Origin of the sequence: Streptomyces sp. TLI_185, assembly GCF_003814765.1 — a bacterium.
Classification (GTDB): domain Bacteria; phylum Actinomycetota; class Actinomycetes; order Streptomycetales; family Streptomycetaceae; genus Streptomyces.
On record NZ_RKRB01000001.1, the window covers coordinates 4,916,157 to 4,937,895 of the forward strand.

Below are 21,739 nucleotides of genomic sequence, written 5' to 3' on the forward strand. Positions count from 1 at the left end.
GCGCGCTCACAGGAGACCCATGGCCGGCACTGCTGGTTGTAGGGGAGTTGATTACGATTCGGCCATGGCGAAGAAGCTCGTGATCAAGGTGACGGCGGGGGCCGATGCGCCCGAGCGGTGCTCGCAGGCGTTCACTGTGGCGGCGGTGGCCGTGGCCAGCGGCGTCGACGTCTCGTTGTGGCTGACCGGCGAGTCCGCATGGTTCGCCCTGCCGGGCCGCGCCGCCGAGTTCGAACTCCCGCACGCGGCCCCGCTGCCCGACCTGCTCGACGCGATCCTCGCCGCCGGCCACGTCACCCTGTGCACCCAGTGCGCGGCCCGCCGGGACATCACGGAGAAGGACGTCCTCGAGGGCGTACGGATCGCGGGGGCACAGGTGTTCGTCCAGGAGGCGCTCGGCGACGAAACGCAGGCGCTGGTCTACTGAGCCGGTCCACTGAGCCGGTCGACCGGGACGCTAGGGCCTCGGGCGCTTCTTGCCGTCCAGTTCGTCCCACCACTCGTCGGACTTCGGGTCGCCTGACGGGTCGTCCCACCAGCGGTCGTCCGGGCCCCTGCGGTTGGCGACCATCGCGGCGACCGGGGGGATGACCATCGCGACCACGCACATCCCGACGGCCACCGGGACCGACCAGATGCGTACGACTCCCCAGGCCAGGACGAACAGCGTGATGCAGGTGCCCATCATGGCGAAATACACGTGACGGCGACGTGCCAGCATGCCTCCAGCGTAGGCCCGTACATGCCGAAGGGCCGCACCCCGGAGGGTGCGGCCCCTGGTCGGGCGGGTCGTCAGACCGCGATCGCGACCTCCGCGAGGCCACCCTGCTCGGCGACGACCGTGCGGTCCGCGGTGGCGCCGGGGACGAGGGCACGGACGGTCCAGGTGCCCTCGGCGGCGTAGAAGCGGAACTGTCCGGTGGCGGAGGTCGGGACCTCCGCGGTGAACTCACCGGTCGAGTCCAGGAGACGGACGTAGCCGACGACGGGCTCGCCGTCCTTCGTCACCTGGCCCTGGATGGTGGTCTCACCGGGCTTGATCGTCGAGGCGTCCGGGCCGCCGGCCTTCGCTCCACACATGTCTTTCTCCAAGAGGGGTCTGACCGGAGGAAGGCCGGTCGGGATTTGCGGTCTGTTCGCTTGCTGCTGGGCCTGCTGCAGTTCTTACTTGTTGGCGCCGAGCTCGATCGGGACGCCGACGAGGCTGCCGTACTCGGTCCACGAGCCGTCGTAGTTCTTGACGTTCTCGACACCGAGCAGCTCGTGCAGGACGAACCAGGTCAGGGCCGAGCGCTCACCGATGCGGCAGTAGGCGATGGTGTCCTTGGCCAGGTCCACCTGCTCCTCGGCGTAGAGCTCCTTGAGCTCGTCGTCCGACTTGAAGGTGCCGTCGTCGTTGGCGTTCTTCGACCACGGGATGTTGCGCGCGGACGGGACGTGCCCCGGACGCTGCGACTGCTCCTGCGGCAGGTGCGCGGGAGCGAGCAGCTTGCCGGAGAACTCGTCGGGCGAACGGACGTCGACCAGGTTCTGCGAACCGATGGCCGCCACCACGTCGTCGCGGAAGGCGCGGATCGCCTTGTTCTGCGGCTTGGCGGTGTAGGTGGTCGCGGGACGCTCCGGGACCTCCTCGACCAGCTCGCGGGCGTCCAGCTCCCACTTCTTGCGGCCGCCGTCGAGCAGCTTGACGCTCTCGTGGCCGTACAGCTTGAAGTACCAGTAGGCGTAGGACGCGAACCAGTTGTTGTTGCCGCCGTAGAGGATCACCAGCGTGTCGTTGGCGATGCCCTTGGCCGACAGGAGCCTCTCGAAGCCCTCCTGGTCGATGAAGTCGCGGCGGACCGGGTCCTGCAGGTCCTTGGTCCAGTCGATGCGGATCGCGTTCTTGATGTGGTTCTTCTCGTAGGCGGACGTGTCCTCGTCCACCTCCACGATCGCGATGTTCGGGTTGTCGAGGTTGGCCTCGACCCAGTCGGCGTCGACCAGGACGTCGCTGCGGCTCATGCTCTTTCTCCTCCGGGGCAGTTGCGGCGGGGCGTGCGAGTGCAGGGGGTGCGGGATGCCTCCGGCGGTGGGCCGGGGCGCGCACGGGTGCCCTGAGCAGGGCGGGGGGATGCGGAGGTCTGGGCCTTCCGCTCAGAAGGGGCGACAGAGCATGGCGGCGACGCGGCACAGGTCGACTGCCCGCCGCTTCGTGAGGTCCGCCTGTCGCTTCATGGGCTCGATCGTAGGGACGGACAACGGGGCGTGTCACCGCCATGTCGTATTGTGAGACGCGATCGTCCGGGATGTGAGAACTGATCACCGCCCGGGCCGTACCGGCACGGTCCCCGGGCGGATGTATCGGTCATCACATCTACGGTGCGGACATGAGCGTCTCGTCTTTCGGACACCTTGCGTCCACCGCCCGTCGTACTACCCCGCGAGCCTGACGTTCGAACCCTTCACCGTGATCTCCACACCGTTCTGCCCAGCCTGCACACTGTCCAGCTTCACGCCGCCCGGCAGCTGGTGGATCGCCTGCTGGAAGTCGGTGATCGACCGGATGCGGGAGTCGGCGAGGTCGACGACCAGCTTGGGCAGGTTGTCCGCGTGCACCTTGACGGTGTCGCCGTCCACGGTCACCGAGCTGAGCACGGGATACGTCTGCGCGGCGCCCGCGGCGGTGACCTTGATGTCCACCTTGATCTTGCCGTTGCCGCCGTCGGAGAGGCCGACGACCTGGGCGTTGACGCCGGGGATGATCCGCGTCGGCTCGGACTTGGCCGCCTTGAGGAGTTCGTCGTAGGCGATCGTGGCGGTGCCCGTCGCGGTGGCCGCGGTGGCGGAGCTGTAGTCGCCGGAGAAGCTGACGCCCTTCATGTCGGCCTTCAGGTCGTCGATACGGATCGTCTTCGGGCCGCCGTTGCCGCCGGTGGCGGTGCCGGTGTCGGCCTCGTAGTCCTTGATGCCGATCTCGACGTCGTCCAGCTCGCCGGAGGCGACCTGGGTGAGGAAGGGGAAGCCCTTGATGGACACGTCCGGGGTGGTGGCGAGGTTCTCGGTGGTCTTCACCTTGTCCGCCGCCTCGTTCTCGGCGAAGTGGACCGCGACGCGGTCCGCGATGACGAAGAGGCCGCCCAGGACCACGACGACGATCAGAAGTATTCGCAGGGCGCGCATTCGGTTTTTCCCCCACCTGGCCGGACGACGATGACGGTCACGACGACCGGGTGGCCGTCCAGCGCGAGAGTAACCCTGCACCGGGGTTTGATCGGGGAGTTGTCGATCAGCTGTGACAGAGGTTGCCGGGGTCGGTCCGGCCGTGAGCTGGGGGCTGCCGCCCCCAGTCCAGCCCTACGCCAGCGCCCGCCCCAGCACGAACACCACCGGTGCCGCCGCCGTCAGTGGCAGGGCCACACCCGCTGTGAAGTGGACGAACCTCGACGGGTAGTCGTAGCTCGCCACCCGGTGGCCGATCAGGGCGCAGGCCGCCGCGCCCGCGCCGAGCAGGGCACCCTTCGCGCCGAAGCCGGTCATCCCGCCGACCGCGATGCCCGCCCCCGCCGCGGCGAGCAGCGAGACCACGACCGACGCCGGGGTGGGCAGCGGCAGGGCGCGGGCCAGGACGGCCACCGCCACGGCGGCCGCGCCGACGGTCACCGCGTCCGGCTCGGCCGCGAGGTATCCGGCCGCGACGATGGACAGCGCCGCCGAGGCGACGGTCGCCATCAGGCCGTACATCCGCTCGTCCGGGTCCGCGTGCGAGCGCAGCTGGAGGACCAGGGAGAGCAGGACCCAGACGCCGAGGGTGCCCAGGATCGCCGCGGGGGCGTTCTCCCGGCCCGCCACCAGCAGCGCGACGTCCGCGGCCAGCGCGCCCAGGAACGCCAGCGCGATGCCCTGCCGGGCCGGCCACATGCCGTTCAGCCGGAACCAGCCCGCCGCGGTGACCGCCTGCAGGGCGATGAGCGGGACGAGCAGGGCGTACGAGCCGACCGCCGCCGCACCGGACACGAGCAGACCCAGCAGCGCCGTGAGCCCGGCCGGCTGCATGCCCGGCTCGATGATCGGGGAACGTCCCTCCTCACGGGCGCGCTGGGCGTCCGTGATCCGGGAGTTGCCGGCGAGGGTCGCGGGGCCGTAGTCGGAGTCCTCCTCGCCCTCACCGCTTTGGGTAGTCGTCCCTCCCCCAGTGCCTGAAGGGCCTGGGGGGACCCCCAGGCGGGACGGGTGGGCAAGGCCTGCAGCGCCGGGGGCGTCGTGCCCCGGGCCGGCTGCAGGAGTTGCAACGCCGGGTTCGGCATACGCCGCCCCCTGTGCCTCCCAGGTCTGCCCCTGCCACTGCTGCGTGTACTGCTGGTACTGCTGAGCCTGGGCGGCGTGCGGGTCGTCGTACCCCTGGTAGCCCTGGTACGGCTGCTGCCCCTGCTCGCCGGTCCACGCCTGCTGCTGGGGCTGCTGCTGATACGGGTCGTACGCGTCGTACGAGCCCTCGTACGGCTGGTTGGTCATCGTCACCCTCCTGCGAACGGCGGGAGCACCTCGACCGTGCCGCCGTCGGCCAGCCGTACCGTCTCATGTCCGCGGGTGCCCACGGGGTCACCGTCGATGAGGAACGAGCATCGCTGCAGGACGCGCGTGAGTTCTCCGGGGTGTCGCGCGCGCACGGCGTCGAGCGCCTCGGCGAGGGTGGCCGCGTCGTACGGCTCCTCGGCGACCCCGGCCGCGGCCTTCGCGGCGGCCCAGTAGCGCACCGTGACCTTCGGCATCCGGTTCCTCTGGTAGTGGATCGGCGGTGTACACGGTCAGGCTAGCCCGCCTGCGCGGCACCCCAGGTCCCGATACGGGCCAGCAGAGCGTCGGTGGCCGCGTGTTCCGCGTGGCCCATGCCGGGCTCCAGCCAGAGTTCGCCCCGGTCACCGGCAGCGTCGGCCAGCATGCGCGGGTGGTCGACCGGGAAGTAGCCGTCCCGGTCTCCGTGCACGATCAGCAGCGGCGTGGGCGCGATCCGCGGTACGGCCTCCACGGGGGACATCGGTACCGGGTCCCACTCCCGGTGGTGGATCCGGGTACGGAATCCGTAGCGGCCCACCAGCCGGCCCTCCGGCCGTGTTACCAGCCAGTGGAGCTTCCGCATAGGGGCGGTGCCCCGGTAGTACCAGCGGGCGGGGGCACTCACCGAAACCACGGCGTCCGTCGCCGCTTCGGTGCGCCCCTCGCGCCCCTGTCCGTACAGCGCCGCGTGGCGCAGCACCACGGAGCCGCCCATCGAGAAGCCGACGGTCACCACGCGCGCGTGCCCGAACCCCCGCGCCCACTCCACCGCGGCCGCCAGGTCGAGGACCTCACGGTCGCCGACCGTCGAGCGGCCGCCGGAGGCGCCGTGGCCGCGGAAGGAGAACGTGACCACGGCCCCGTACTGCGCGAACGCCTCCGCCACCCGCCGGACATGCGGCCGGTCCACATCGCCCGTGAACCCGTGGGCGACGACGAACACGGGAACAACGGAAGGTTGCGTGGAGCCGTCGTATACGACCGCACCCGGGTCGTATACGGAATCGATCGCAACACCGTCGTCCGTGCGCAGAAACGTACGGAAAGGCCCCCCTCTGCCCGTCTCAAGATTCGGACGAACGGTGGATCGCGCCACATGACCTGCCGGAGTGATGCTCATGTGGGCTATTCTGCTGGGCAGAGGACTCGGGCAGCGTAGCCCCCGGGTCCTTTTGTGCTTTCGGAAGCGTTGTATACGAAGCGGGAAAAGCAAGGAAACCGCAGGTGTACGGGGCCCCGGGATCGCAGAGCAGTGCCGCACCGCCATACGTCCTCGCAGGGACCGAGGAGGAACCAGACTGATGAGTTCTCTGCTGCTCCTGACCAATGCCCTCCAGCCGTCGACAGAGGTGCTCCCCGCCCTCGGCCTGCTCCTGCACAACGTGCGAGTGGCTCCGGCGGAGGGCCCCGCCCTCGTCGACACCCCCGGTGCCGACGTCATCCTCGTCGACGGCCGCCGTGACCTGCCCCAGGTCCGCAGCCTGTGCCAGCTGCTGCGCTCCACGGGCCCCGGCTGTCCACTCGTCCTCGTCGTCACCGAGGGCGGCCTCGCGGCCGTCACCGCCGACTGGGGCATCGACGACGTGCTCCTCGACACCGCCGGCCCGGCGGAGGTCGAGGCGCGACTGCGGCTGGCCATGGGCCGGCAGCAGATCGTCAACGACGACTCCCCCATGGAGATCCGCAACGGCGACCTGTCGGTCGACGAGGCGACGTACTCCGCGAAGCTCAAGGGGCGGGTCCTCGACCTCACCTTCAAGGAGTTCGAGCTCCTCAAGTACCTCGCTCAGCACCCGGGCCGCGTCTTCACGCGTGCGCAGCTGCTGCAGGAGGTCTGGGGCTACGACTACTTCGGCGGTACCCGGACGGTCGACGTCCACGTACGACGCCTGCGCGCCAAGCTCGGCCCCGAGCACGAGTCGCTGATCGGGACCGTCCGGAACGTCGGTTATCGATTCGTTACTCCCGAGAAGGCCGATCGCGTCTCCGACGAGGCCAAGGCCAAGGCAGACCGGGCAAAGCCGGAGGATGCGGACGAGACCGCCGCTCTGGACAGCACCGAGGTGGCGGCCGAGGCATAGCGGACCGCCGGAAGGGGCATTGCTTCCGCACAGAGGGCGTGGAGGCAAGCTCCTTCTCGCCCTGCCCAGGGCCGGTATATCCGCGTAGACTCCGCGCGTGGCCAAGGTGACTCGGGATGATGTGGCACGGCTGGCGGGAACTTCGACCGCCGTCGTCAGTTATGTCATCAACAACGGACCCCGGCCGGTCGCCCCGGCCACGCGCGAGCGTGTCCTCGCCGCCATCAAGGAGCTGGGGTACCGGCCGGACCGGGTCGCCCAGGCGATGGCGTCCCGACGCACCGACCTCATAGGCCTGATCATCCCGGACGCCCGCCAGCCCTTCTTCGGGGAGATGGCGCACGCGGTCGAACAGGCCGCCTCCGAGCGCGGAAAGATGGTGCTCGTCGGCAACACCGACTACGTCAGCGAGCGCGAGGTCCACTACCTGCGCGCCTTCCTGGGGATGCGGGTCTCCGGGCTCATCCTCGTCTCGCACGCCCTCAACGACCAGGCCGCCGCCGAGATCGAGGCCTGGGACGCCCGGGTCGTCCTCCTCCACGAGCGGCCCGAGGCCATCGACGACGTCGCCGTCGTCACCGACGACCTGGGCGGCGCCCAGCTCGCCGTACGCCACCTCATCGAGCACGGCTACGACTACGTCGCCTGTATGGGCGGCACCGCCGAGACCCCGGCGGTCGGCGACCCCGTCTCCGACCACGTCGAGGGCTGGCGGCGCGCGATGGACGAGGCCGGGATCTCCACCGAGGGGCGGCTCTTCGAGGCGCCGTACAACCGCTACGACGCCTACCGCGTGGCGCTGGAGATCCTCTCCGGGCCGCAGCGGCCGCCAGCGATCTTCTGCTCCACCGACGACCAGGCGATCGGCGTGCTGCGGGCCGCCCGCGAGCTGCGCATCGACGTGCCGGGCCGGCTGGCGGTGGCCGGCTTCGACGACATCAAGGAGGCGGCGCTGACCGACCCGCCCCTGACCACCATCGCCTCGGACCGCTCCGCGATGGCCCGGGCGGCCGTGGACCTCGTACTCGACGACGGGCTGCGAGTCGCCGGCGCCCGGCGGGAGCGGTTGAAGACGTTTCCTTCGCGCCTGGTGGCTCGAAGCTCCTGCGGCTGCGAGTAGCTCCGCCGGTTCGGCCGTCGTTCGTCGCCCCTGTCGGGGCGCTTTTGTGAAGCCTGTCTGAGAGAGCGGCCCGAGCTGCGAGTACCGCCTTTATATCGGGCAAACAAGGTTCTGCCGGGCTTCTCAGCCGGCACTCAGGAAGCTCTCATGGTCACGGTTCAAGCTCGTTGTCATGACCGAGAGCTTCCGCCGCAGCGGCGAGTACGAGAGCTATGACAGCTACGGGAACCCGCAGCAGGGCACCCCGCAGCACGCCTCCTCCCCTGTGAACCCCGAGTGGCCGCCCCCGCCGGCGCAGCCGCCGGCGCAGCAGGTCACGGTCGAGCCCGCCGCTCCGGCGCCGAAGAAGCGGGCCCGGGGCCCCCTGGCCCTGCTGGCAGCCGTGGCGATCGTCGCCGCGGCGATCGGCGGCGGCACCGCGTACGCCTTCCAGGAGCTGACGGGCAACGACATCGTCGCCACCAGCAGCACCAGCACCAATGTGGTGCCGGCCGGCAAGAAGGGCGACGTCGCCACGATCGCCGCGGCCGTCAGCCCGAGCGTGGTCGAGATCAGCGCCACCCTCAGCAACGGCTCGTCGACCGGCTCCGGCGTGATCATCACCAGCGGCGGCGAGATCGTCACCAACAACCACGTCATCTCCGGGGCCTCGTCGATCAAGGTGACGACCAGCAGCGGGAAGTCGTACACCGCGAAGGTCGTCGGCACCGACAGCAAGAAGGACCTCGCCCTGATCAAGCTGGAGGGCGCCTCCGGTCTCAAGCCGGCCACGCTCGGCAACTCCTCCGGCGTCCAGGTCGGCGACACGGTCGTGGCGATCGGCTCCCCCGAGGGCCTGAGCGGCACGGTCACCAGCGGCATCGTCTCGGCCCTGAACCGCGACGTCACCGTCTCGACCGACGAGGGCCAGAACCAGGGGCAGGGCCAGGGCGGCGGTGACGGCCGGTGGCCGTTCTCCTTCGGCGGCCAGCAGTTCAACGGCGACACCGGTTCCTCGACGACCACGTACAAGGCGATCCAGACCGACGCGTCCCTCAACCCGGGCAACTCCGGCGGCGCGCTGATCGACGCCGCGGGCAACGTCATCGGCATCAACTCCGCGATGTACTCCGCCAGTTCGCAGTCGTCCTCGGGTTCGTCGGACGCCGGCAGCGTCGGCCTCGGCTTCGCCATCCCGATCAACACCGTCAAGTCCGACCTGGCCACGCTGCGGTCCGGTTCCACCAGCTGATCCAGGGGCCGTCCGGTCCAGTAGGGAGTGCGTCATGATCCAGCAGGTTTCCCACTCCGTCGCCGGCAGCAACCCGGCCGGTCTCGCCCTGGCCCTCGAGGTGGCGTACGAACTGCACGCACCGACGACGCGGGCGCCTGAGGTGGCCCCGCAGCTGATGGGCCTGCACACCACGGCCGCCCGCCCGCACCGCCGCAAGGTGCCGCTGAACCGGCTCTCGACGATGCGCGGCTGATCCCCGCCCGCCGCTCCTGCTCTTCACGTGTCCGCAGGGAAACATGCGAGGCTGAAGGCGTTCAGCAGTGCCGGCCCCCTCAGCTCCTGTCGTCCCACCGCACCCGAGGAATCCGAAGCCCATGAGCCCCGCCGATGGCGACCGTGACCCGCAGCGCATCCTGATCGTCGACGACGAGCCGGCCGTGCGCGAAGCACTCCAGCGCAGCCTCGCCTTCGAGGGCTACGAGACGGAGGTCGCGGTCGACGGTGCCGACGCCCTGGAGAAGGCGACGGCGTACCAGCCCGACCTGGTCGTCCTCGACATCCAGATGCCGCGCATGGACGGCCTGACCGCGGCCCGCCGCATGCGGGGGGCGGGCACGACGACACCGATCCTGATGCTGACGGCGCGCGACACCGTCGGTGACCGGGTGACGGGCCTGGACGCCGGCGCCGACGACTACCTGGTCAAGCCCTTCGAGCTGGACGAGCTGTTCGCGCGCGTCCGTGCCCTGCTGCGGCGCAGCTCGTACGCCGCCGCGGCGGCTGCCGGGGCCCTCCACGAGGACGAGGCACTGACCTTCGCCGACCTGCGGATGGACCTGGCGACCCGGGAGGTGACGCGGGGCGGGCGCCCGGTGGAGCTGACCCGCACGGAGTTCACCCTCCTGGAGATGTTCATGGCACACCCGCGTCAGGTGCTCACGCGTGAGCAGATCCTGAAGGCGGTGTGGGGCTTCGACTTCGAGCCGAGCTCCAATTCTCTGGACGTGTATGTGATGTACCTGCGCCGGAAGACGGAGGCGGGCGGCGAGCCGCGCCTCGTGCACACGGTGCGGGGCGTCGGGTATGTGCTGCGGCAGGGTGGCGCGGAGTGAGGAAGGTCCTGCGCCGCTTCCAGACGCTGCCGATTCGGTCGCGGCTGGCGATGCTCGTCGCTGCCGCTGTGGCGTTTGCGGTGGCGGCGGTTTCGGTCACCTGTTGGTTCATCGTGCAGGGGAAGCTGTACGACCAGGTCAACGCCGACCTCAGGAAGATGTCGGAGCCACAGCGGTACAGCCAGGTGGCGGAGCTCCTCCTTGCCTGCCCCCACACAGTCCCGACCGACCAGAACGACCAGACTGACAAGAACGACCAGACCGGCAACAGGGGACTGCGGACGCAGAACAACTACATTCAGCTGGTCAAGGCGGACGGGACGCCCTGCGTGTCCTCGACCTCGGCCGGCACCGTCAAGGTCACCAGCGCCGACAAGAACGTGATCAAGGAAGCGGGCAGCGGCAAGGGGAACCCCCTCGACGGGATCATCCGGGACGGCACCGACAGCGACGGCAATGCCGTCCGCGTGTTCACCACTCCTCTGCTCGTCCAGGGCCCGGGCGGCCCGCCCCAGCTGTACCCCGACACCGCACTCCTCATCGCGGTCCCCCTCAAGAACACCGAGAAGACCCTCAACGACCTGGCCTTGATCCTCCTCCTGGTCTCCGGCGTCGGAGTCCTCGGCGCCGGCGCCGCAGGCCTCGCGGTCGCCCGCGCCGGACTGCGCCCTGTCGACAAGCTCACGGAAGCCGTCGAACACGTGGCCCGCACCGAGGACTTGGGCATCCGCATCCCCGTGGAGGACGACGCCGAGGACGAGGTGGCCCGTCTCTCCCGCTCCTTCAACTCGATGACCGCGTCCCTGGCCAGCTCCCGCGACCTGCAGCAGCAGCTCATCGCAGACGCGGGTCACGAACTCCGCACACCGCTGACGTCGTTGCGCACGAACATCGAACTCCTCACCCGAAGCGAGGAGACCGGCCGCCCCCTCCCCCCGGCCGACCGCAAGGCGCTCCTCGCCTCCGTGAAGGCGCAGATGACCGAACTGGCCGCCCTGATCGGCGACTTGCAGGAGCTGTCGCGGTCGGCGGGCCAGGAGGGCGAGCGCGTCCAGGTGATCTCGCTGGAGGACACGGTGGAAGCGGCGCTGCGCCGGGCACGGCTGCGCGGGCCGGAGCTGACGATCACGGCGGACCTGCACCCCTGGTACGTACGGGCGGAGCCGTCCGCCCTGGAGCGGGCGATCGTCAACATCCTCGACAACGCGGTGAAGTTCAGCCCCGAGGGCGGCACCATCGAGGTGGAGCTCGGCAGCGGCATCCTGACCGTCCGCGACCACGGCCCCGGCATCCCTGCCGAGGAACTCCCCCACGTCTTCGACCGCTTCTGGCGCTCACCGAGCGCCCGGGCGCTGCCGGGCTCGGGCCTGGGTCTGTCGATAGTCGCGCGGACGGTGGAGCAGGCGGGCGGCGAGGTCACCCTGGCCCGCGCGGAGGGCGGCGGCACGGTCGCGACGGTACGGCTGCCGGGGGCGCCGATGCCTCCGCCGGAGGGGCCGTAGTCCGGCCGGCCTCACCCGCGCTTCGGGCCGGTGATCGTCTCGCCGATCACGAAACCCTTGGCGGGGCCTTCGGGAATGGTGACCTCGGTGCCGTAGGGGACGCGGTGGATGTCCTCCCAGTCGGCCTTGTCGGGGCGGGGCCTGGTGAAGACAGTGACTGCGCCCTGAACGTCGTAGTCGTCGATGATCACGTAGATGGGGATTCCGGCGCGGGCATATTCGCGGCGCTTGCCGACACGGTCGCGCGCGAGACTGCGTTTCCCGGGAGAAGTGACTTCGAAGATGGCTCGTACAGCCCCAGCCGTCAGGCCGATCCCGTCGTCCGTCACGTAGCGCTCAGGGTCCGTGGCGACAACGAACAGGTCGGGCACCCAAACGCGGCTCTCATGGATGACGTTCGTGCCGTTCCGGGTGGCGAAGTCCCCGCCCTTCAGGAACTCCCCCAACGCCTCTCTCAGCATGAAGACGATCTGGCTGTGCGAGAAGCGGCCGGTGGGTGACACCTCGATGACTCCCTCGATGATCTCGGCGCGGTAGCCCTCGGGGAGTTCCATGGCCTTCCATGCCTGCCACAGGACCTCGTCCAGGCCGGGTCTGTTCAAGAACTCAGCGGTCAGGGTGGCTCCTCCTCACATGTGGGCTGGACGTGCCTGCGGCACAAGCGACGCGATCACGGTAGGTAAGAGGACACGGGTGACCTGGGCAAACGCCCCCAGCTCACCCGTTCGAGCGAAGCCGGAACGATCCACCACTCGCGTCCCGGCAACCTTTCCCCGCGGGGTGACGACCCATCACCGGTCCTGTCCATCCCCCGCACGGAACGGATTCCCCCATGGCCCAGCACCGCCGACGCAGAACCGCTCTCGCCGTCACCGTCCCCCTCGCCCTCACGGCGGCGGGCACCCTGGCGTACGGCATGTTCCCCGGCGCCCAGCCCAAGGCGTCCGCCGCCACCACCGCCCCCGCCTGGGCCACCGCCGTCGCCGACGGCTTCGCCTCCGTCAACGCCCTTGGCCAGAACGGCACTTATGGCGGCCGGGACGGCAAGACCGTCACCGTGAGGACCCAGGCCGACCTGGAGAAGTACGCGACCTCCGCCGACCCGTATGTCATCGTCGTGGCCGCGGCCATCAACATCGATCCCGTCGGGAAAGAGATCAAGGTCCAGAGCAACAAGACCATCGTCGGGTCCGGGACCTCCGGGCAGATCGTCGGCGGCGGGTTCTTCCTCGGCCAGGGCGTCCACAACGTGATCATCCGGAACCTCACCATCCGGGACACGTACCAGGGCACCTGGAACGACAAGGACCACGACTTCGACGGCATCCAGATGGACGGCGCCCATCACGTCTGGATCGACCACGACGACATCCGGCACATGGCCGACGGGCTGATCGACAGCCGCAAGGACACCAGCTACCTGACCGTCTCCTGGAACAGGCTCAGCCAGGACAACAAGGCCTTCGGCATCGGCTGGACCACCAACGTCACCGCGGACATCACCGTCCACCACAACTGGATCCGCGAGACCGAGCAGCGCAACCCCTCGACGGACAACGTCGCCCATGCCCATCTCTACAACAACTACCTGGAGGACGTGGCCGGCACCGACATCAAGTCCTCCTACGGCAACTACTCGCGCGGCAGGACCAACATGCTGCTGGAGAACTCCTGCTTCCAGGGCATCAACAACCCCGTGATCAGGGACAGCACGGCCACCCTCGTCCAGCGGGGGAACCAGTTCTCCGGGACGACGGGGCGGAACGAGAGCGGGGGATCGGGCGCCTCCTGGGACCCGAAGAGCTACTACAGCTACACCCTCGACAAGGCCGCCGACGTGCCCGCGATCCTCAAGTCCGGTGCGGGGCCGCGCAGTTCCATCGGTACGACGGCCACCACGACGTCCACGTCCGCCGCTGCCACCACCCTCACCGTCGCCCAGGACGGGTCCGGCCAGTACAGGACGGTCCAGGCCGCCGTGAACGCCGTACCGGCGAACAACACCTCCCGGGTCGTGATCGCGGTCAAGCCGGGGACCTACCGCGAGCTGGTCAAGGTCCCCGCCAACAAGCCGCACGTCACCATCCAGGGCACGGGCGCCAGCCGTAAGGACACGGTGATCGTCTACAACAACGCGGCGGGAACGCAGAAGCCCGACGGGTCGGGTACGTACGGCACCGGCGGAAGCGCCACCGTCGCCGTCGACGCCGACGACTTCCAGGCCCGCAACCTGACCATCTCCAACGACTTCGACGAGGCCGCCCACCAGGACATCGCCCAGCAGGCCGTCGCCCTGCGCACCAGCTCCGACAAGGTGTTCCTCGACGGAATCATCGTCAGCGGCGACCAGGACACGCTGCTCGTGGACACCGCGGCCAAGGACAAGCTGGGCCGCGTCTACATGAGCAACTCGTACGTCGTCGGCAACGTCGACTTCATCTTCGGGCGGGCCACGGCCGTGATCGACAAGTCCGTCATCACGCTCAAGAAGCGCTACAACGGGACGTCGGCAGGGTTCGTCACCGCCCCCAGCACCGCCGCCAACCGCAAGGGCATCCTGATCGCCAACTCCACGGTCAACGGCGATGTGTCCAACCGGTCCTTCTACCTCGGACGGCCGTGGCACGCGGGCGGCGACGCGACCCTGGACCCGCAGACCACGGTCCGCAACACCAGCCTGAGTGCGGCGGTCAAGACCACCCCGTGGACCGACATGAGTGGCTTCTCCTGGAAGGACGACCGGTTCGCCGAGTACAAGAACACGGGTGCGGGGTCGGGTGCGGCGAGCAGTGACCGGCCGCAGCTGACGGACGCGCAGGCCGCCGGCCAGGAGGTCGCGGACTGGCTGGCCGGCTGGACGCCGACGGCTTCCTGACGTCCGGTGCGGCGACCGCTGTTGTCAGCCGCGTACGTCTCGCTGCTCCACCTCCTTCAGGACGTACGCCACGGCGGCGAAGTCGTTGTCCACGTGGAGCACGGTGTGGCCATGGTAGACGGCGGTCGCGCACACCAGGAGGTCGATGACGCCCGCGGAACGGTGCTGCCCACGCTGGGTGAGTTTGTACTGAGCGGTGTCGACCCAGCGCCACGCGTTCTTGGGCACCGGAGAGAACTGGCACAGGGCATCGAGTTCCTCGGCCAGCTCGTCACGGTGGGCCGGGCCGGTGGCCGAGAAGAGGAATTCCGTCCTGGTGGGCTCACAGATGTGGAACACGCCGGCGGCGATGTGGCCCTCCCAGGGCCGCAGCGCCCCCGGCGTGCGGAACAGGTGCCACAGTGCAGACGTGTCGAGCAAGTACGTGATCACTCGAAGGACGCCTGTCGCGCGCGCTTGGCTGCTTCATGCGCGGCTGCCGCGGCCTCGAACTCGCCGCGCTCACCGCGAGCAGCCAATCTCTCGGCTGCCTCGAGCCTCTTGATCCTGGCCACGTAGTCCCGCAGGGCCGCGTTGACTGTCTCCTTCTTGGTGGACGCTCCCATCAGGCGCATCGCTTCGGACAGCGCTTCGTCATCAAGATCGATCTGGGTAACGGACATACTGACCACCTCGCCCGCGAGTCCATGATGTACATCATCAGGGTACATCGCCAACATCGCAGGAAGGCATCCTCTGCTACCACCTGAGGATCATCGTCTCGTCCTGCGCCGGCGGTACGTCGGCCACGGCGTCCGGCAGCGGCTCGGCCAGCCGGGCGTAGGCGCCCGGGCGGGCGAGGAGTTCGTGGTGGGTGCCCGCCTCCACCAGGCGGCCCCGGTCGACGACGAGGATCCGGTCCGCGTCCGGCGCGAGGCTCAGATCGTGCGTGATCATGATCGTCGTACGGCCCGCCATCAGCTTGCGCAGCGGTGTCACCACCTGGCGGGCGGCCACCGCGTCCAGGCCCGCGGTCGGTTCGTCGAGGACCAGGACCGGTGCGGCGCGGAGCATCGCGCGGGCGATGGCGACGCGCTGCAGCTGGCCTCCGGAGAGGGCGGCCGTGCCGGGCGCGATGTGGGTGTCGTACCCCTCGGGCAGGGCGGTGATGAAGTTGTGCGCCGCCGCCTCGCGGGCCGCCTGCTCGACCTCCTCGTCGCTCGCGCCGGGCCGCCCGCAGGCGATGTTCTCCCGGAGGGTGCCGCTGAGGACGAGGGTCTCCTGGGGCAGCAGCGCCACGTTCTCGCGCAGGAACTCCAGCGGTACGTCCGTGAGCGGGACGCCGTCCAGGGTGATCGTGCCCTGCGCGGGGTCGTAGAAGCGGGTGAGGAGTTTGGAGAGGGTCGACTTGCCTGCGCCGCTCGAACCCGTGACGATCACCAGCTCGCCAGGTCCCGCGGCGAATGTCACGTCGCGCAGGGAGGCGCGGCGGGACTCGGGGTAGCGGAAGGACACGTCGTGGAAGGCGACCCAGCCGCGCACCGGCCACTGGGCGACCGGTTGGGCGGGGTCGGCGACGGCGGGCTTCGCGTCCAGGATCTCGTTCAGGCGCTGGGCGCCCGCGGTCGCGGCGGTGAGAGTGAGGCCGAGCTGACCGAGGTTGCGGACCGGCGGGTAGAGGTAGCCGAGGAAGGCGGCGAAGGCGAGGAGCTGGCCCAGCGTCATACGGCCGGCCGAGATCTCCCAGACGCCCAGGCCGATGACGGCCAGGACGCAGAGCGTCTCCACGACCTCGACGAACTGCTCGTACATCTCGCTGAGGCGGGCCCCGCGGACCGACGCGGTCATCCAGGCGCGCGCCTCGCGGTCGAGGCGCTGCTCCTCGTCCCGGCGGCGGTTGTAGGCCTGGGTGAGAACGATGTTGCCGAGCGACTCCTCCACGACGGAGGTGATCGCGCCGTCGGCGACCCGTTCGTCCTGCGAGGCCGTCCTGATACGGCCGGAGAAGCGGCGGGCGGCGAGGAGGAAGAGGGGCGCGAGGACGAACGTGGCCAGGGCCAGGTCCCAGCGCAGGTAGAGGGCGGCGCAGGAGTAGAAGACCGCCGAGAAGGCGGCCGACGCCGTGCCGACGACACCCGAGACGACCATCTGTTCGATGGCCTCGACGTCACCGGTCAGCCGCTCGACCAGGTCGCCCTGGCGGTGCTTCTGGAAGAAGTGCGGTGGCAGGCCCTGGACATGCCGGAAGACGCCCGCCCGTAGCCGCAGCACGAATCTCTCCGCGGTCCAGGTGGCAAGGGAGTTGCCGAGGTAGCCGACGAGCGCGCCGAGCGCGGCGACGGCCAGCCAGGCGCCGGCGGGCCCCCAGAAGGCGGAGAGCGAGCCGGCCTTCAGGGCGTTGTCGGTGAGCTCCGCGAACAGCAGGATCGAGGCGGTCTCGGCGAGCGCGGACACCACCACGCACGCGACGATCGCCGCGAGCCACTTGCGGTCGCCGCGGGTCAGCGGCCAGAAACGGCGGAAGGCCGCACGGACCTCGCTCATGGTCGACTCCCTTCGGGCGCAGGGCCCTTGATACGGCCATCGGACATGGCCGAGGCGGGGCCCCGGTGCGAGCGGGATGCTCGCCGACCGGTGACCCCGCCTCGTGGCGTGGCTCAGCCCTGGTGGCCGACGGGGCGGCGCTTCGGGGCCGGGGCGGGCTTCTTCTGCGCCTTCTTGCGGGGGGCCGGGGCGCCCTTCTTGCAGTCGTTCTTCTTCACCGGGGCAATCTTGTGGAAGCTCATGAGATTCTGCCTTTCTGGCTGTGAATTGCTTTGATTTACCGAGATAAATTCTGTGTCAGCACTTGTGTCCGACGGGGCGCTTCGGAGCCGGCTTCTTCGGGGCCTTCTTCTTGGGGGCCGGTGCAGGCTTGTGGGCCTTCTTGACCGGGGCGATCTTGTGGAAGCTCATCATGTTCTCCTTCGTTTCGCGTCGTTCGCTTTCGACATGGAAAACATTACGGCATTCCCGAGGAAGCAAAAGGCCAATACCGCTTAGAGGTTCCTGAGTTGATGCTGTGAGAGATTCTTATGTCAATTGCGGAACCGAATCCGCACTCACACAGCTTTTATGGGGCGCCGGGGGTGCTGCCGACCGAAAGGCCCGCGCCCTCGATCCGCACCCTGATCCCGTCCTTCTCCACCCGCACATCCCGCAGCCGCAGCTCACCGCGGTGCGGTGTGGGCAGGCGGAAGCCCAGGGACAGGCGGTCGGCCAGGACCGGGCGGGTGAGCCGGGGCAGGGCGTTCAGGAGGGACGGGTCGAAGCCGAGGCGCTTGAGCAGGGCCGGGTGTTCCAGCGCCAGGTCGATCAGGTTGAGCCGCATGGCCCGGTGGATGAAGCGCGGGGAGCCCGTCACGCGCGCCAGCTCGGTGTCGGAGCGCAGGGCCGCGCGTACGGCGGAGTCGGGTACGCCGAGCCGCCGTATCACCGCCGGAACCGCGAACAGCGCCTTCGCCTTCTTCGTCTCGTGCGCGAGGCGTGCGGCGGAGGAGCGGGTCAGGTGCAGGCCCTCGGAGGCACGGGTGCCGGGCCGGTAGGTGGCCAGGTCCCCGATGTCCAGGCGCATTCCGCCGATCTGCGTCGCGATGCCGTGCTCGCCGTCCCGGCCGATACGGGCGTCGGCCCGCAGCCGGAGGTCGTGGCCGGCCACCGGGAGCGTGCCGCGCGCCAGCACCCGGTCGTGGCCGTCTCCCGTGAACGTCACCTGGGACGCGCCGAGTTCGCGGTTCAGGTCGTCGAAGGAGAGCAGCACGTCGCCGTCGAGGCGGGGAATCCCCGCGCCCCGTACGGAGGTCGGTCCGTCGGGCGCGTCCAGCCGTACGTCGTGTGCGGTCGCCGTCACCCTGGCCAGCGTGACCCGGTCGGCGGCGACGTCCGGCACGGTGACCTTCACCGACTTCAGTCTGCCGTCGGCGAGTTGGGTGAGGAAAGGGAAGCCGTCGATGTCCACTTCGGGCGCCGCGCTCAGGTGCATCCGCGCCTTGAGCTCATCGGCCGCCCGGCGCTCGGCGTACAGCAGCGCCCAGCGGTCGGTGAGGGTGAGGAAGACGGCGAGGACGACGACGCCCACCACCGCCTTCAGCGCGAGCGGCAGGCCCGCGAAGCGTTTTCGCCTGCGGCGGCCGCCGCGGCGGTGGTTGGGCGGAGCCCAGGGCTCGTCCTCCTCTTCCTCGGCCTCGCTTGCGACAAAGACACTCGCAACAAAGTCGTTGATGTTTGTACCAGGCTGCGTCGTTATGTGGTGGGGGGAACGCATCGAGCCATCCGACCATGCGAACGCCCCCCACCCGCAACCTCAACCTCAGGTATGCGATCTAGCTCACGATCGTGATCCGGTCGGCCGCCGGGGGCGAAATCGGGCTGCCGGCCGAGGAGTTGGCCGTCAGGTACTTCTCCAGCGCCGCCAGATCGTCGGTCCCGACCAGGTCGCCCGTGCCCTGCCCGAGCGTCGGGAAGCCGTCACCGCCGCCCGCGAGGAAGCTGTTGGTGGCGACGCGGTAGGTGGCCGCCGGGTCGATGGCGGACCCGTTCAGTTTGATGGAGTCCGTCACCACCCGGTCCGCGCCCGTCTTCGTCATGTCCAGGGTGTACGTCAGCCCCGACGACGGCTGCAGGATCTTCGGCGCGGCCGCGTTCGTACCGCTCACCTGCTCCTTCAGGACCTGGATCAGCTGGGCGCCCGTGAAGCTCTGCAGGTTCACGGTGTTGGAGAAGGGCTGGACGGTGAAGCCCTCGGCGTAGGTGACCACCCCGTCGCCCTCGCTGCCCTTGGCCGCGTAGGTCAGTCCGGCCCGCACACCGCCCGGGTTCATCAGCGCGAGGTCGGTCTCCGGGTCGAGCTCCTTGCCGTACGCCAGCTGCGCGTCGGCGATCAGGTCGCCCATCGGGGACTCGGTGCCGGTGTTGGGGACGTCCGCGGAGATGTAGCCGATCGCACGGTTGCCGATGGGCGCGGCCAGGGTGTTCCACTTGCCGATCAGCTCGGTCATGTCCGGCGCCTTGGCGACGGTCCGGGTGACCACGTGGTTCGCCGACTTGACCGCCGTACGGGCGATGTCACCGGTGAAGCGGTCGTACGTCAGCGTGGTGTCCGTGTAGAGACGGCCGAAGGACGCGGCCGAGGTGACCATGCGGGGCCTGCCCGCCGGGTCCGGGATCGTGCAGACGTAGGCCGCGTGCGTGTGGCCCGTGACCAGGGCGTCCACCGACGGCGTGATGTTCTTCGCGATGTCGACGATCGGGCCGGAGATGCCGCTGCCCGCGCCCGCGGAGTCGCAGTTGTAGTTGTACGAGCCGGAGGCGGGCAGGCCGCCCTCGTGGATGAGCGCGACGATCGACTTCACGCCCTGCGCCTGGAGCACGCGCGCGTACTTGTTGATCGTCTCGACCTCGTCCTTGAACTTGAGGCCCTTGACTCCTTCGGCGGAGACGACTCCCGGGGTGTCCTCCAGGGTCACGCCGATGAAGCCGATCTTGACGTCCTTCTTCTTCCACACCCAGTAGGGCTTGAGGATCGGCTTGTTCGTCTTCTCGTCGAGGACGTTCGCCGCCAGGTAGGGGAAGTAGGCGCCCTCGAACTCCTGGTCCGTGTAGCAGCCGGCCGTGGGGTGGCAGCCGCCGTTCTGCAGCCGGGCCAGTTCCCTGGCGCCCTCGTCGAACTCGTGGTTGCCGACGGACGTGACGTCCAGGTCGAGCTTGTTCAGCGCCTCGATGGTGGGCTCGTCGTGGAAGAGGCCCGAGATCAGCGGGGAGGCGCCGACCATGTCGCCGCCGGCCGCGGTGATGGAGTACGCCTTGCCCTTGCGGGCCTCGCGCAGATGGGTCGCGAGGTACTCGACACCACCCGCGTCGATGGTCTTCGTCGTACCGTCGGCCTGCAGCTCGGTGACCCGGCCGGACGAACCCGACGGCGGCTCCAGGTTGCCGTGCAGGTCGTTGAAGGACAGCAGCTGTACGTCCTGGTAGCGGCTCGGGTGGTGACCGCCGCCCTTCGTCTCGTGCGCGTCCGCCGGGAGCGCGGCGGCGAGGGCACCGGCGGTGGCGAGTCCGGCGGCTGCGGCGACGAGACGGAACGTCCGTCTGCGGCGCGGGTACGGCTGGGAAGTGGCTGGCATGCGCCCCCCTGAGGGTCCGTTGAGGCCTGCGGGTCTGCTGGATGTCATGGCCTCGTCGGGCGCAGCCTAGGGTCAACGCGCGTAGCGCGAAAAGGGATTCGTGGTTACATCCTGGTTTCCCTTTGCCCGGCCCTTGACCGCCACTTTGCGGGGGCCTCCGCTTACCCTCGTACGCATGACCAGCGACGACACCGCCCGGCCCGGCCGGACCCGCTCCATCGAGACCTACTCGGCGCTCTCCCCGGAGCAGACCGAGTCCGTGCTCTCCCTGCTCGCCGAGGCCGCCCAGGACGACGGCCAGCAGGCGGTGTCCGAACAGGGACGGCTGCAGCTGCGCGGCGGCGAACGCGAGGGCGTGTCCCATCTGCTGCTCAGGGTCGGCGACGAGCTCGTGGGTTACGCGCAGCTGGAGGACACCGACCCGGTGGAGGCACCGGCCGCCGAGCTGGTCGTGCACCCCGCGCACCGCGGGCACGGGCACGGGCGGGCGCTCGGCTCGGCGCTGCTCGCGGCCTCCGGCAAGCGGCTGCGGGTGTGGGCGCACGGCGGGCACTCCGCGGCGCGGCATCTCGCGCAGGTCCTGGGGCTCACGCTCTTCCGCGAACTGCGGCAGATGCGGCGGCCGTTGACGGGGCTGAACCTGCCCGAGCCGGTGCTGCCGTCGGCCGTGACCGTCCGTACCTTCGTCCCCGGCGAGGACGACGCCGCCTGGCTCGCGGTGAACGCCGCCGCGTTCGCCCACCACCCCGAGCAGGGCTCCCTCACCCAGCGCGACCTCGACGACCGCAAGGCCGAGCCGTGGTTCGACCCCGCGGGGTTCTTCCTCGCCTTCCGCGGCGGCGAACTCGTCGGCTTCCACTGGACGAAGGTGCATGCGGCCGACCGGCTGGGGGAGGTGTACGTCCTCGGCGTGCGTCCCGGGGCGCAGGGCGGGGGGCTGGGCAAGGCCCTGACGACGATCGGGCTGCGGCATCTGGAGGCGCAGGGGCTGCCGACCGCGATGCTGTACGTCGACGGGGACAACAAGGCGGCGGTGTCGGTGTACGAGCGGCTGGGGTTCACCACGTACGAGACGGATCTGATGTACCGCACGGAGACGTGACCTCCTGGGGGCTGCGCCCCCAGACCCCCCATCGGCCTACGGCCTCGTCCTCAAACTC

At 69.7% G+C, this 21,739-nt stretch carries 24 protein-coding genes; 9 read left to right on the forward strand and 15 right to left on the reverse strand.

All coding sequences use genetic code 11. The features are described from left to right. The first annotated feature begins 64 nt into the window (after positions 1-64). Entirely contained in the window at positions 65-427 is a 363-nt protein-coding gene (locus tag EDD92_RS22585; protein WP_123966010.1) for a DsrE family protein, read from the forward strand. A gap of 30 nt (positions 428-457) precedes the next feature. On the opposite strand, the gene EDD92_RS22590 is transcribed toward EDD92_RS22585, so the two are convergent. The 8 genes from EDD92_RS22590 to EDD92_RS22620 form a co-directional block, all read right to left on the reverse strand. After that, positions 458-721 carry a DUF3099 domain-containing protein gene (locus EDD92_RS22590; RefSeq protein ID WP_099929824.1) on the reverse strand — a complete coding sequence of 88 codons (264 nt, stop codon included), beginning with the start codon at positions 719-721 and terminating at the stop codon, positions 458-460. Between the two features lie 71 nt (positions 722-792). Then, the gene (locus EDD92_RS22595) at positions 793-1,080 is read right to left on the reverse strand and encodes a DUF1416 domain-containing protein (RefSeq protein ID WP_030052146.1); all 288 of its coding nucleotides are present in this window, start codon (positions 1,078-1,080) and stop codon (positions 793-795) included. A gap of 84 nt (positions 1,081-1,164) precedes the next feature. Beyond that, a complete protein-coding gene (locus tag EDD92_RS22600) occupies positions 1,165-2,004 on the reverse strand; it encodes a sulfurtransferase (protein ID WP_123966011.1) in 840 nt (279 codons plus the stop codon). A gap of 132 nt (positions 2,005-2,136) precedes the next feature. Next, positions 2,137-2,217 carry an Ms5788A family Cys-rich leader peptide gene (locus EDD92_RS52445; RefSeq protein ID WP_350751515.1) on the reverse strand — a complete coding sequence of 27 codons (81 nt, stop codon included), beginning with the start codon at positions 2,215-2,217 and terminating at the stop codon, positions 2,137-2,139. Positions 2,218-2,415: 198 nt separating this feature from the next. After that, the gene (locus tag EDD92_RS22605) at positions 2,416-3,162 is read right to left on the reverse strand and encodes a DUF2993 domain-containing protein (RefSeq protein WP_123966012.1); all 747 of its coding nucleotides are present in this window, start codon (positions 3,160-3,162) and stop codon (positions 2,416-2,418) included. 174 nt (positions 3,163-3,336) lie between these two features. Further along, positions 3,337-4,494 carry a hypothetical protein gene (locus tag EDD92_RS22610; protein WP_123966013.1) on the reverse strand — a complete coding sequence of 386 codons (1,158 nt, stop codon included), beginning with the start codon at positions 4,492-4,494 and terminating at the stop codon, positions 3,337-3,339. A 2-nt stretch (positions 4,495-4,496) separates the two neighbouring features. Then, positions 4,497-4,751 (reverse strand): MoaD/ThiS family protein, encoded by a 255-nt coding sequence (locus EDD92_RS22615; RefSeq protein WP_123966014.1) that lies wholly within the window; start codon positions 4,749-4,751, stop codon positions 4,497-4,499. A 41-nt stretch (positions 4,752-4,792) separates the two neighbouring features. Next, positions 4,793-5,656 (reverse strand): alpha/beta hydrolase, encoded by an 864-nt coding sequence (locus tag EDD92_RS22620; protein WP_123966015.1) that lies wholly within the window; start codon positions 5,654-5,656, stop codon positions 4,793-4,795. Positions 5,657-5,837: 181 nt separating this feature from the next. Here EDD92_RS22620 and EDD92_RS22625 point away from each other — a divergent pair, with 181 nt between their 5' ends. The 6 genes from EDD92_RS22625 to EDD92_RS22650 all read left to right on the forward strand — a co-directional run bounded on the left by EDD92_RS22625 (position 5,838) and on the right by EDD92_RS22650 (position 11,564). After that, on the forward strand, positions 5,838-6,617 hold the full coding sequence (locus tag EDD92_RS22625) for a response regulator transcription factor (RefSeq protein ID WP_123966016.1): 780 nt from the start codon (positions 5,838-5,840) through the stop codon (positions 6,615-6,617). A 97-nt stretch (positions 6,618-6,714) separates the two neighbouring features. Then, positions 6,715-7,737, forward strand: a complete 1,023-nt coding sequence (locus tag EDD92_RS22630; protein ID WP_123966017.1) for a LacI family DNA-binding transcriptional regulator — start codon at positions 6,715-6,717, stop codon at positions 7,735-7,737. 172 nt (positions 7,738-7,909) lie between these two features. Next, positions 7,910-8,968 carry a S1C family serine protease gene (locus EDD92_RS22635; RefSeq protein ID WP_123966018.1) on the forward strand — a complete coding sequence of 353 codons (1,059 nt, stop codon included), beginning with the start codon at positions 7,910-7,912 and terminating at the stop codon, positions 8,966-8,968. Between the two features lie 34 nt (positions 8,969-9,002). Then, positions 9,003-9,203: a hypothetical protein gene (locus tag EDD92_RS22640; RefSeq protein WP_123966019.1), complete on the forward strand. Its 201-nt coding sequence runs from the start codon at positions 9,003-9,005 to the stop codon at positions 9,201-9,203. 121 nt (positions 9,204-9,324) lie between these two features. Further along, on the forward strand, positions 9,325-10,062 hold the full coding sequence (locus EDD92_RS22645) for a response regulator transcription factor (protein ID WP_123966020.1): 738 nt from the start codon (positions 9,325-9,327) through the stop codon (positions 10,060-10,062). After that, complete coding sequence (locus EDD92_RS22650; RefSeq protein ID WP_123966021.1) at positions 10,059-11,564, forward strand: cell wall metabolism sensor histidine kinase WalK; 1,506 nt, start codon at positions 10,059-10,061, stop codon at positions 11,562-11,564. The genes EDD92_RS22645 and EDD92_RS22650 overlap by 4 nt, the downstream gene beginning before the upstream one ends. Before the next feature lie 11 nt (positions 11,565-11,575). On the opposite strand, the gene EDD92_RS22655 is transcribed toward EDD92_RS22650, so the two are convergent. After that, on the reverse strand, positions 11,576-12,166 hold the full coding sequence (locus EDD92_RS22655; RefSeq protein WP_260326689.1) for a Uma2 family endonuclease: 591 nt from the start codon (positions 12,164-12,166) through the stop codon (positions 11,576-11,578). 230 nt (positions 12,167-12,396) lie between these two features. On the opposite strand from EDD92_RS22655, the gene EDD92_RS22660 reads away from it, so the two are divergent. Beyond that, a complete protein-coding gene (locus EDD92_RS22660; RefSeq protein WP_123966022.1) occupies positions 12,397-14,439 on the forward strand; it encodes a pectinesterase family protein in 2,043 nt (680 codons plus the stop codon). 24 nt (positions 14,440-14,463) lie between these two features. Here the strand turns inward: EDD92_RS22660 and EDD92_RS22665 are convergent, their stop codons facing one another. From EDD92_RS22665 to EDD92_RS22685, 6 genes are all read right to left on the reverse strand, one after another. Continuing rightward, complete coding sequence (locus tag EDD92_RS22665) at positions 14,464-14,871, reverse strand: PIN domain nuclease (protein WP_123966023.1); 408 nt, start codon at positions 14,869-14,871, stop codon at positions 14,464-14,466. Continuing rightward, positions 14,868-15,101, reverse strand: a complete 234-nt coding sequence (locus EDD92_RS22670) for a type II toxin-antitoxin system VapB family antitoxin (RefSeq protein ID WP_123970497.1) — start codon at positions 15,099-15,101, stop codon at positions 14,868-14,870. The genes EDD92_RS22665 and EDD92_RS22670 overlap by 4 nt, the downstream gene beginning before the upstream one ends. A gap of 76 nt (positions 15,102-15,177) precedes the next feature. Next, the gene (locus EDD92_RS22675) at positions 15,178-16,962 is read right to left on the reverse strand and encodes an ABC transporter ATP-binding protein (RefSeq protein ID WP_123966024.1); all 1,785 of its coding nucleotides are present in this window, start codon (positions 16,960-16,962) and stop codon (positions 15,178-15,180) included. Between the two features lie 113 nt (positions 16,963-17,075). After that, entirely contained in the window at positions 17,076-17,204 is a 129-nt protein-coding gene (locus EDD92_RS51250; protein WP_260326690.1) for a hypothetical protein, read from the reverse strand. Positions 17,205-17,530: 326 nt separating this feature from the next. Then, on the reverse strand, positions 17,531-18,721 hold the full coding sequence (locus EDD92_RS22680; RefSeq protein ID WP_123966025.1) for a DUF2993 domain-containing protein: 1,191 nt from the start codon (positions 18,719-18,721) through the stop codon (positions 17,531-17,533). A 58-nt stretch (positions 18,722-18,779) separates the two neighbouring features. Further along, on the reverse strand, positions 18,780-20,579 hold the full coding sequence (locus EDD92_RS22685; protein WP_123966026.1) for a bifunctional UDP-sugar hydrolase/5'-nucleotidase: 1,800 nt from the start codon (positions 20,577-20,579) through the stop codon (positions 18,780-18,782). A 175-nt stretch (positions 20,580-20,754) separates the two neighbouring features. Between EDD92_RS22685 and mshD the strand changes: the two genes are divergently transcribed. Next, a complete protein-coding gene (mshD, locus tag EDD92_RS22690) occupies positions 20,755-21,681 on the forward strand; it encodes a mycothiol synthase (protein ID WP_123966027.1) in 927 nt (308 codons plus the stop codon). Positions 21,682-21,739: the final 58 nt, after the last annotated feature.

What these genes read in the sequence shown, in the direction of transcription:
- EDD92_RS22585 (WP_123966010.1), top strand. Translation starts at nt 65, where the DNA reads ATGGCGAAGAAGCTCGTGATCAAGGTGACGGCGGGGGCCGATGCGCCC.
- EDD92_RS22590 (WP_099929824.1), bottom strand. Translation starts at nt 721, where the DNA reads ATGCTGGCACGTCGCCGTCACGTGTATTTCGCCATGATGGGCACCTGC.
- EDD92_RS22595 (WP_030052146.1), bottom strand. Translation starts at nt 1,080, where the DNA reads ATGTGTGGAGCGAAGGCCGGCGGCCCGGACGCCTCGACGATCAAGCCC.
- EDD92_RS22600 (WP_123966011.1), bottom strand. Translation starts at nt 2,004, where the DNA reads ATGAGCCGCAGCGACGTCCTGGTCGACGCCGACTGGGTCGAGGCCAAC.
- EDD92_RS52445 (WP_350751515.1), bottom strand. Translation starts at nt 2,217, where the DNA reads ATGAAGCGACAGGCGGACCTCACGAAGCGGCGGGCAGTCGACCTGTGC.
- EDD92_RS22605 (WP_123966012.1), bottom strand. Translation starts at nt 3,162, where the DNA reads ATGCGCGCCCTGCGAATACTTCTGATCGTCGTCGTGGTCCTGGGCGGC.
- EDD92_RS22610 (WP_123966013.1), bottom strand. Translation starts at nt 4,494, where the DNA reads ATGACCAACCAGCCGTACGAGGGCTCGTACGACGCGTACGACCCGTAT.
- EDD92_RS22615 (WP_123966014.1), bottom strand. Translation starts at nt 4,751, where the DNA reads ATGCCGAAGGTCACGGTGCGCTACTGGGCCGCCGCGAAGGCCGCGGCC.
- EDD92_RS22620 (WP_123966015.1), bottom strand. Translation starts at nt 5,656, where the DNA reads ATGAGCATCACTCCGGCAGGTCATGTGGCGCGATCCACCGTTCGTCCG.
- EDD92_RS22625 (WP_123966016.1), top strand. Translation starts at nt 5,838, where the DNA reads ATGAGTTCTCTGCTGCTCCTGACCAATGCCCTCCAGCCGTCGACAGAG.
- EDD92_RS22635 (WP_123966018.1), top strand. Translation starts at nt 7,910, where the DNA reads ATGACCGAGAGCTTCCGCCGCAGCGGCGAGTACGAGAGCTATGACAGC.
- EDD92_RS22640 (WP_123966019.1), top strand. Translation starts at nt 9,003, where the DNA reads ATGATCCAGCAGGTTTCCCACTCCGTCGCCGGCAGCAACCCGGCCGGT.
- EDD92_RS22645 (WP_123966020.1), top strand. Translation starts at nt 9,325, where the DNA reads ATGAGCCCCGCCGATGGCGACCGTGACCCGCAGCGCATCCTGATCGTC.
- EDD92_RS22660 (WP_123966022.1), top strand. Translation starts at nt 12,397, where the DNA reads ATGGCCCAGCACCGCCGACGCAGAACCGCTCTCGCCGTCACCGTCCCC.
- EDD92_RS22670 (WP_123970497.1), bottom strand. Translation starts at nt 15,101, where the DNA reads ATGTCCGTTACCCAGATCGATCTTGATGACGAAGCGCTGTCCGAAGCG.
- EDD92_RS22675 (WP_123966024.1), bottom strand. Translation starts at nt 16,962, where the DNA reads ATGAGCGAGGTCCGTGCGGCCTTCCGCCGTTTCTGGCCGCTGACCCGC.
- EDD92_RS51250 (WP_260326690.1), bottom strand. Translation starts at nt 17,204, where the DNA reads ATGAGCTTCCACAAGATTGCCCCGGTGAAGAAGAACGACTGCAAGAAG.
- EDD92_RS22680 (WP_123966025.1), bottom strand. Translation starts at nt 18,721, where the DNA reads ATGCGTTCCCCCCACCACATAACGACGCAGCCTGGTACAAACATCAAC.
- EDD92_RS22685 (WP_123966026.1), bottom strand. Translation starts at nt 20,579, where the DNA reads ATGCCAGCCACTTCCCAGCCGTACCCGCGCCGCAGACGGACGTTCCGT.
- mshD (WP_123966027.1), top strand. Translation starts at nt 20,755, where the DNA reads ATGACCAGCGACGACACCGCCCGGCCCGGCCGGACCCGCTCCATCGAG.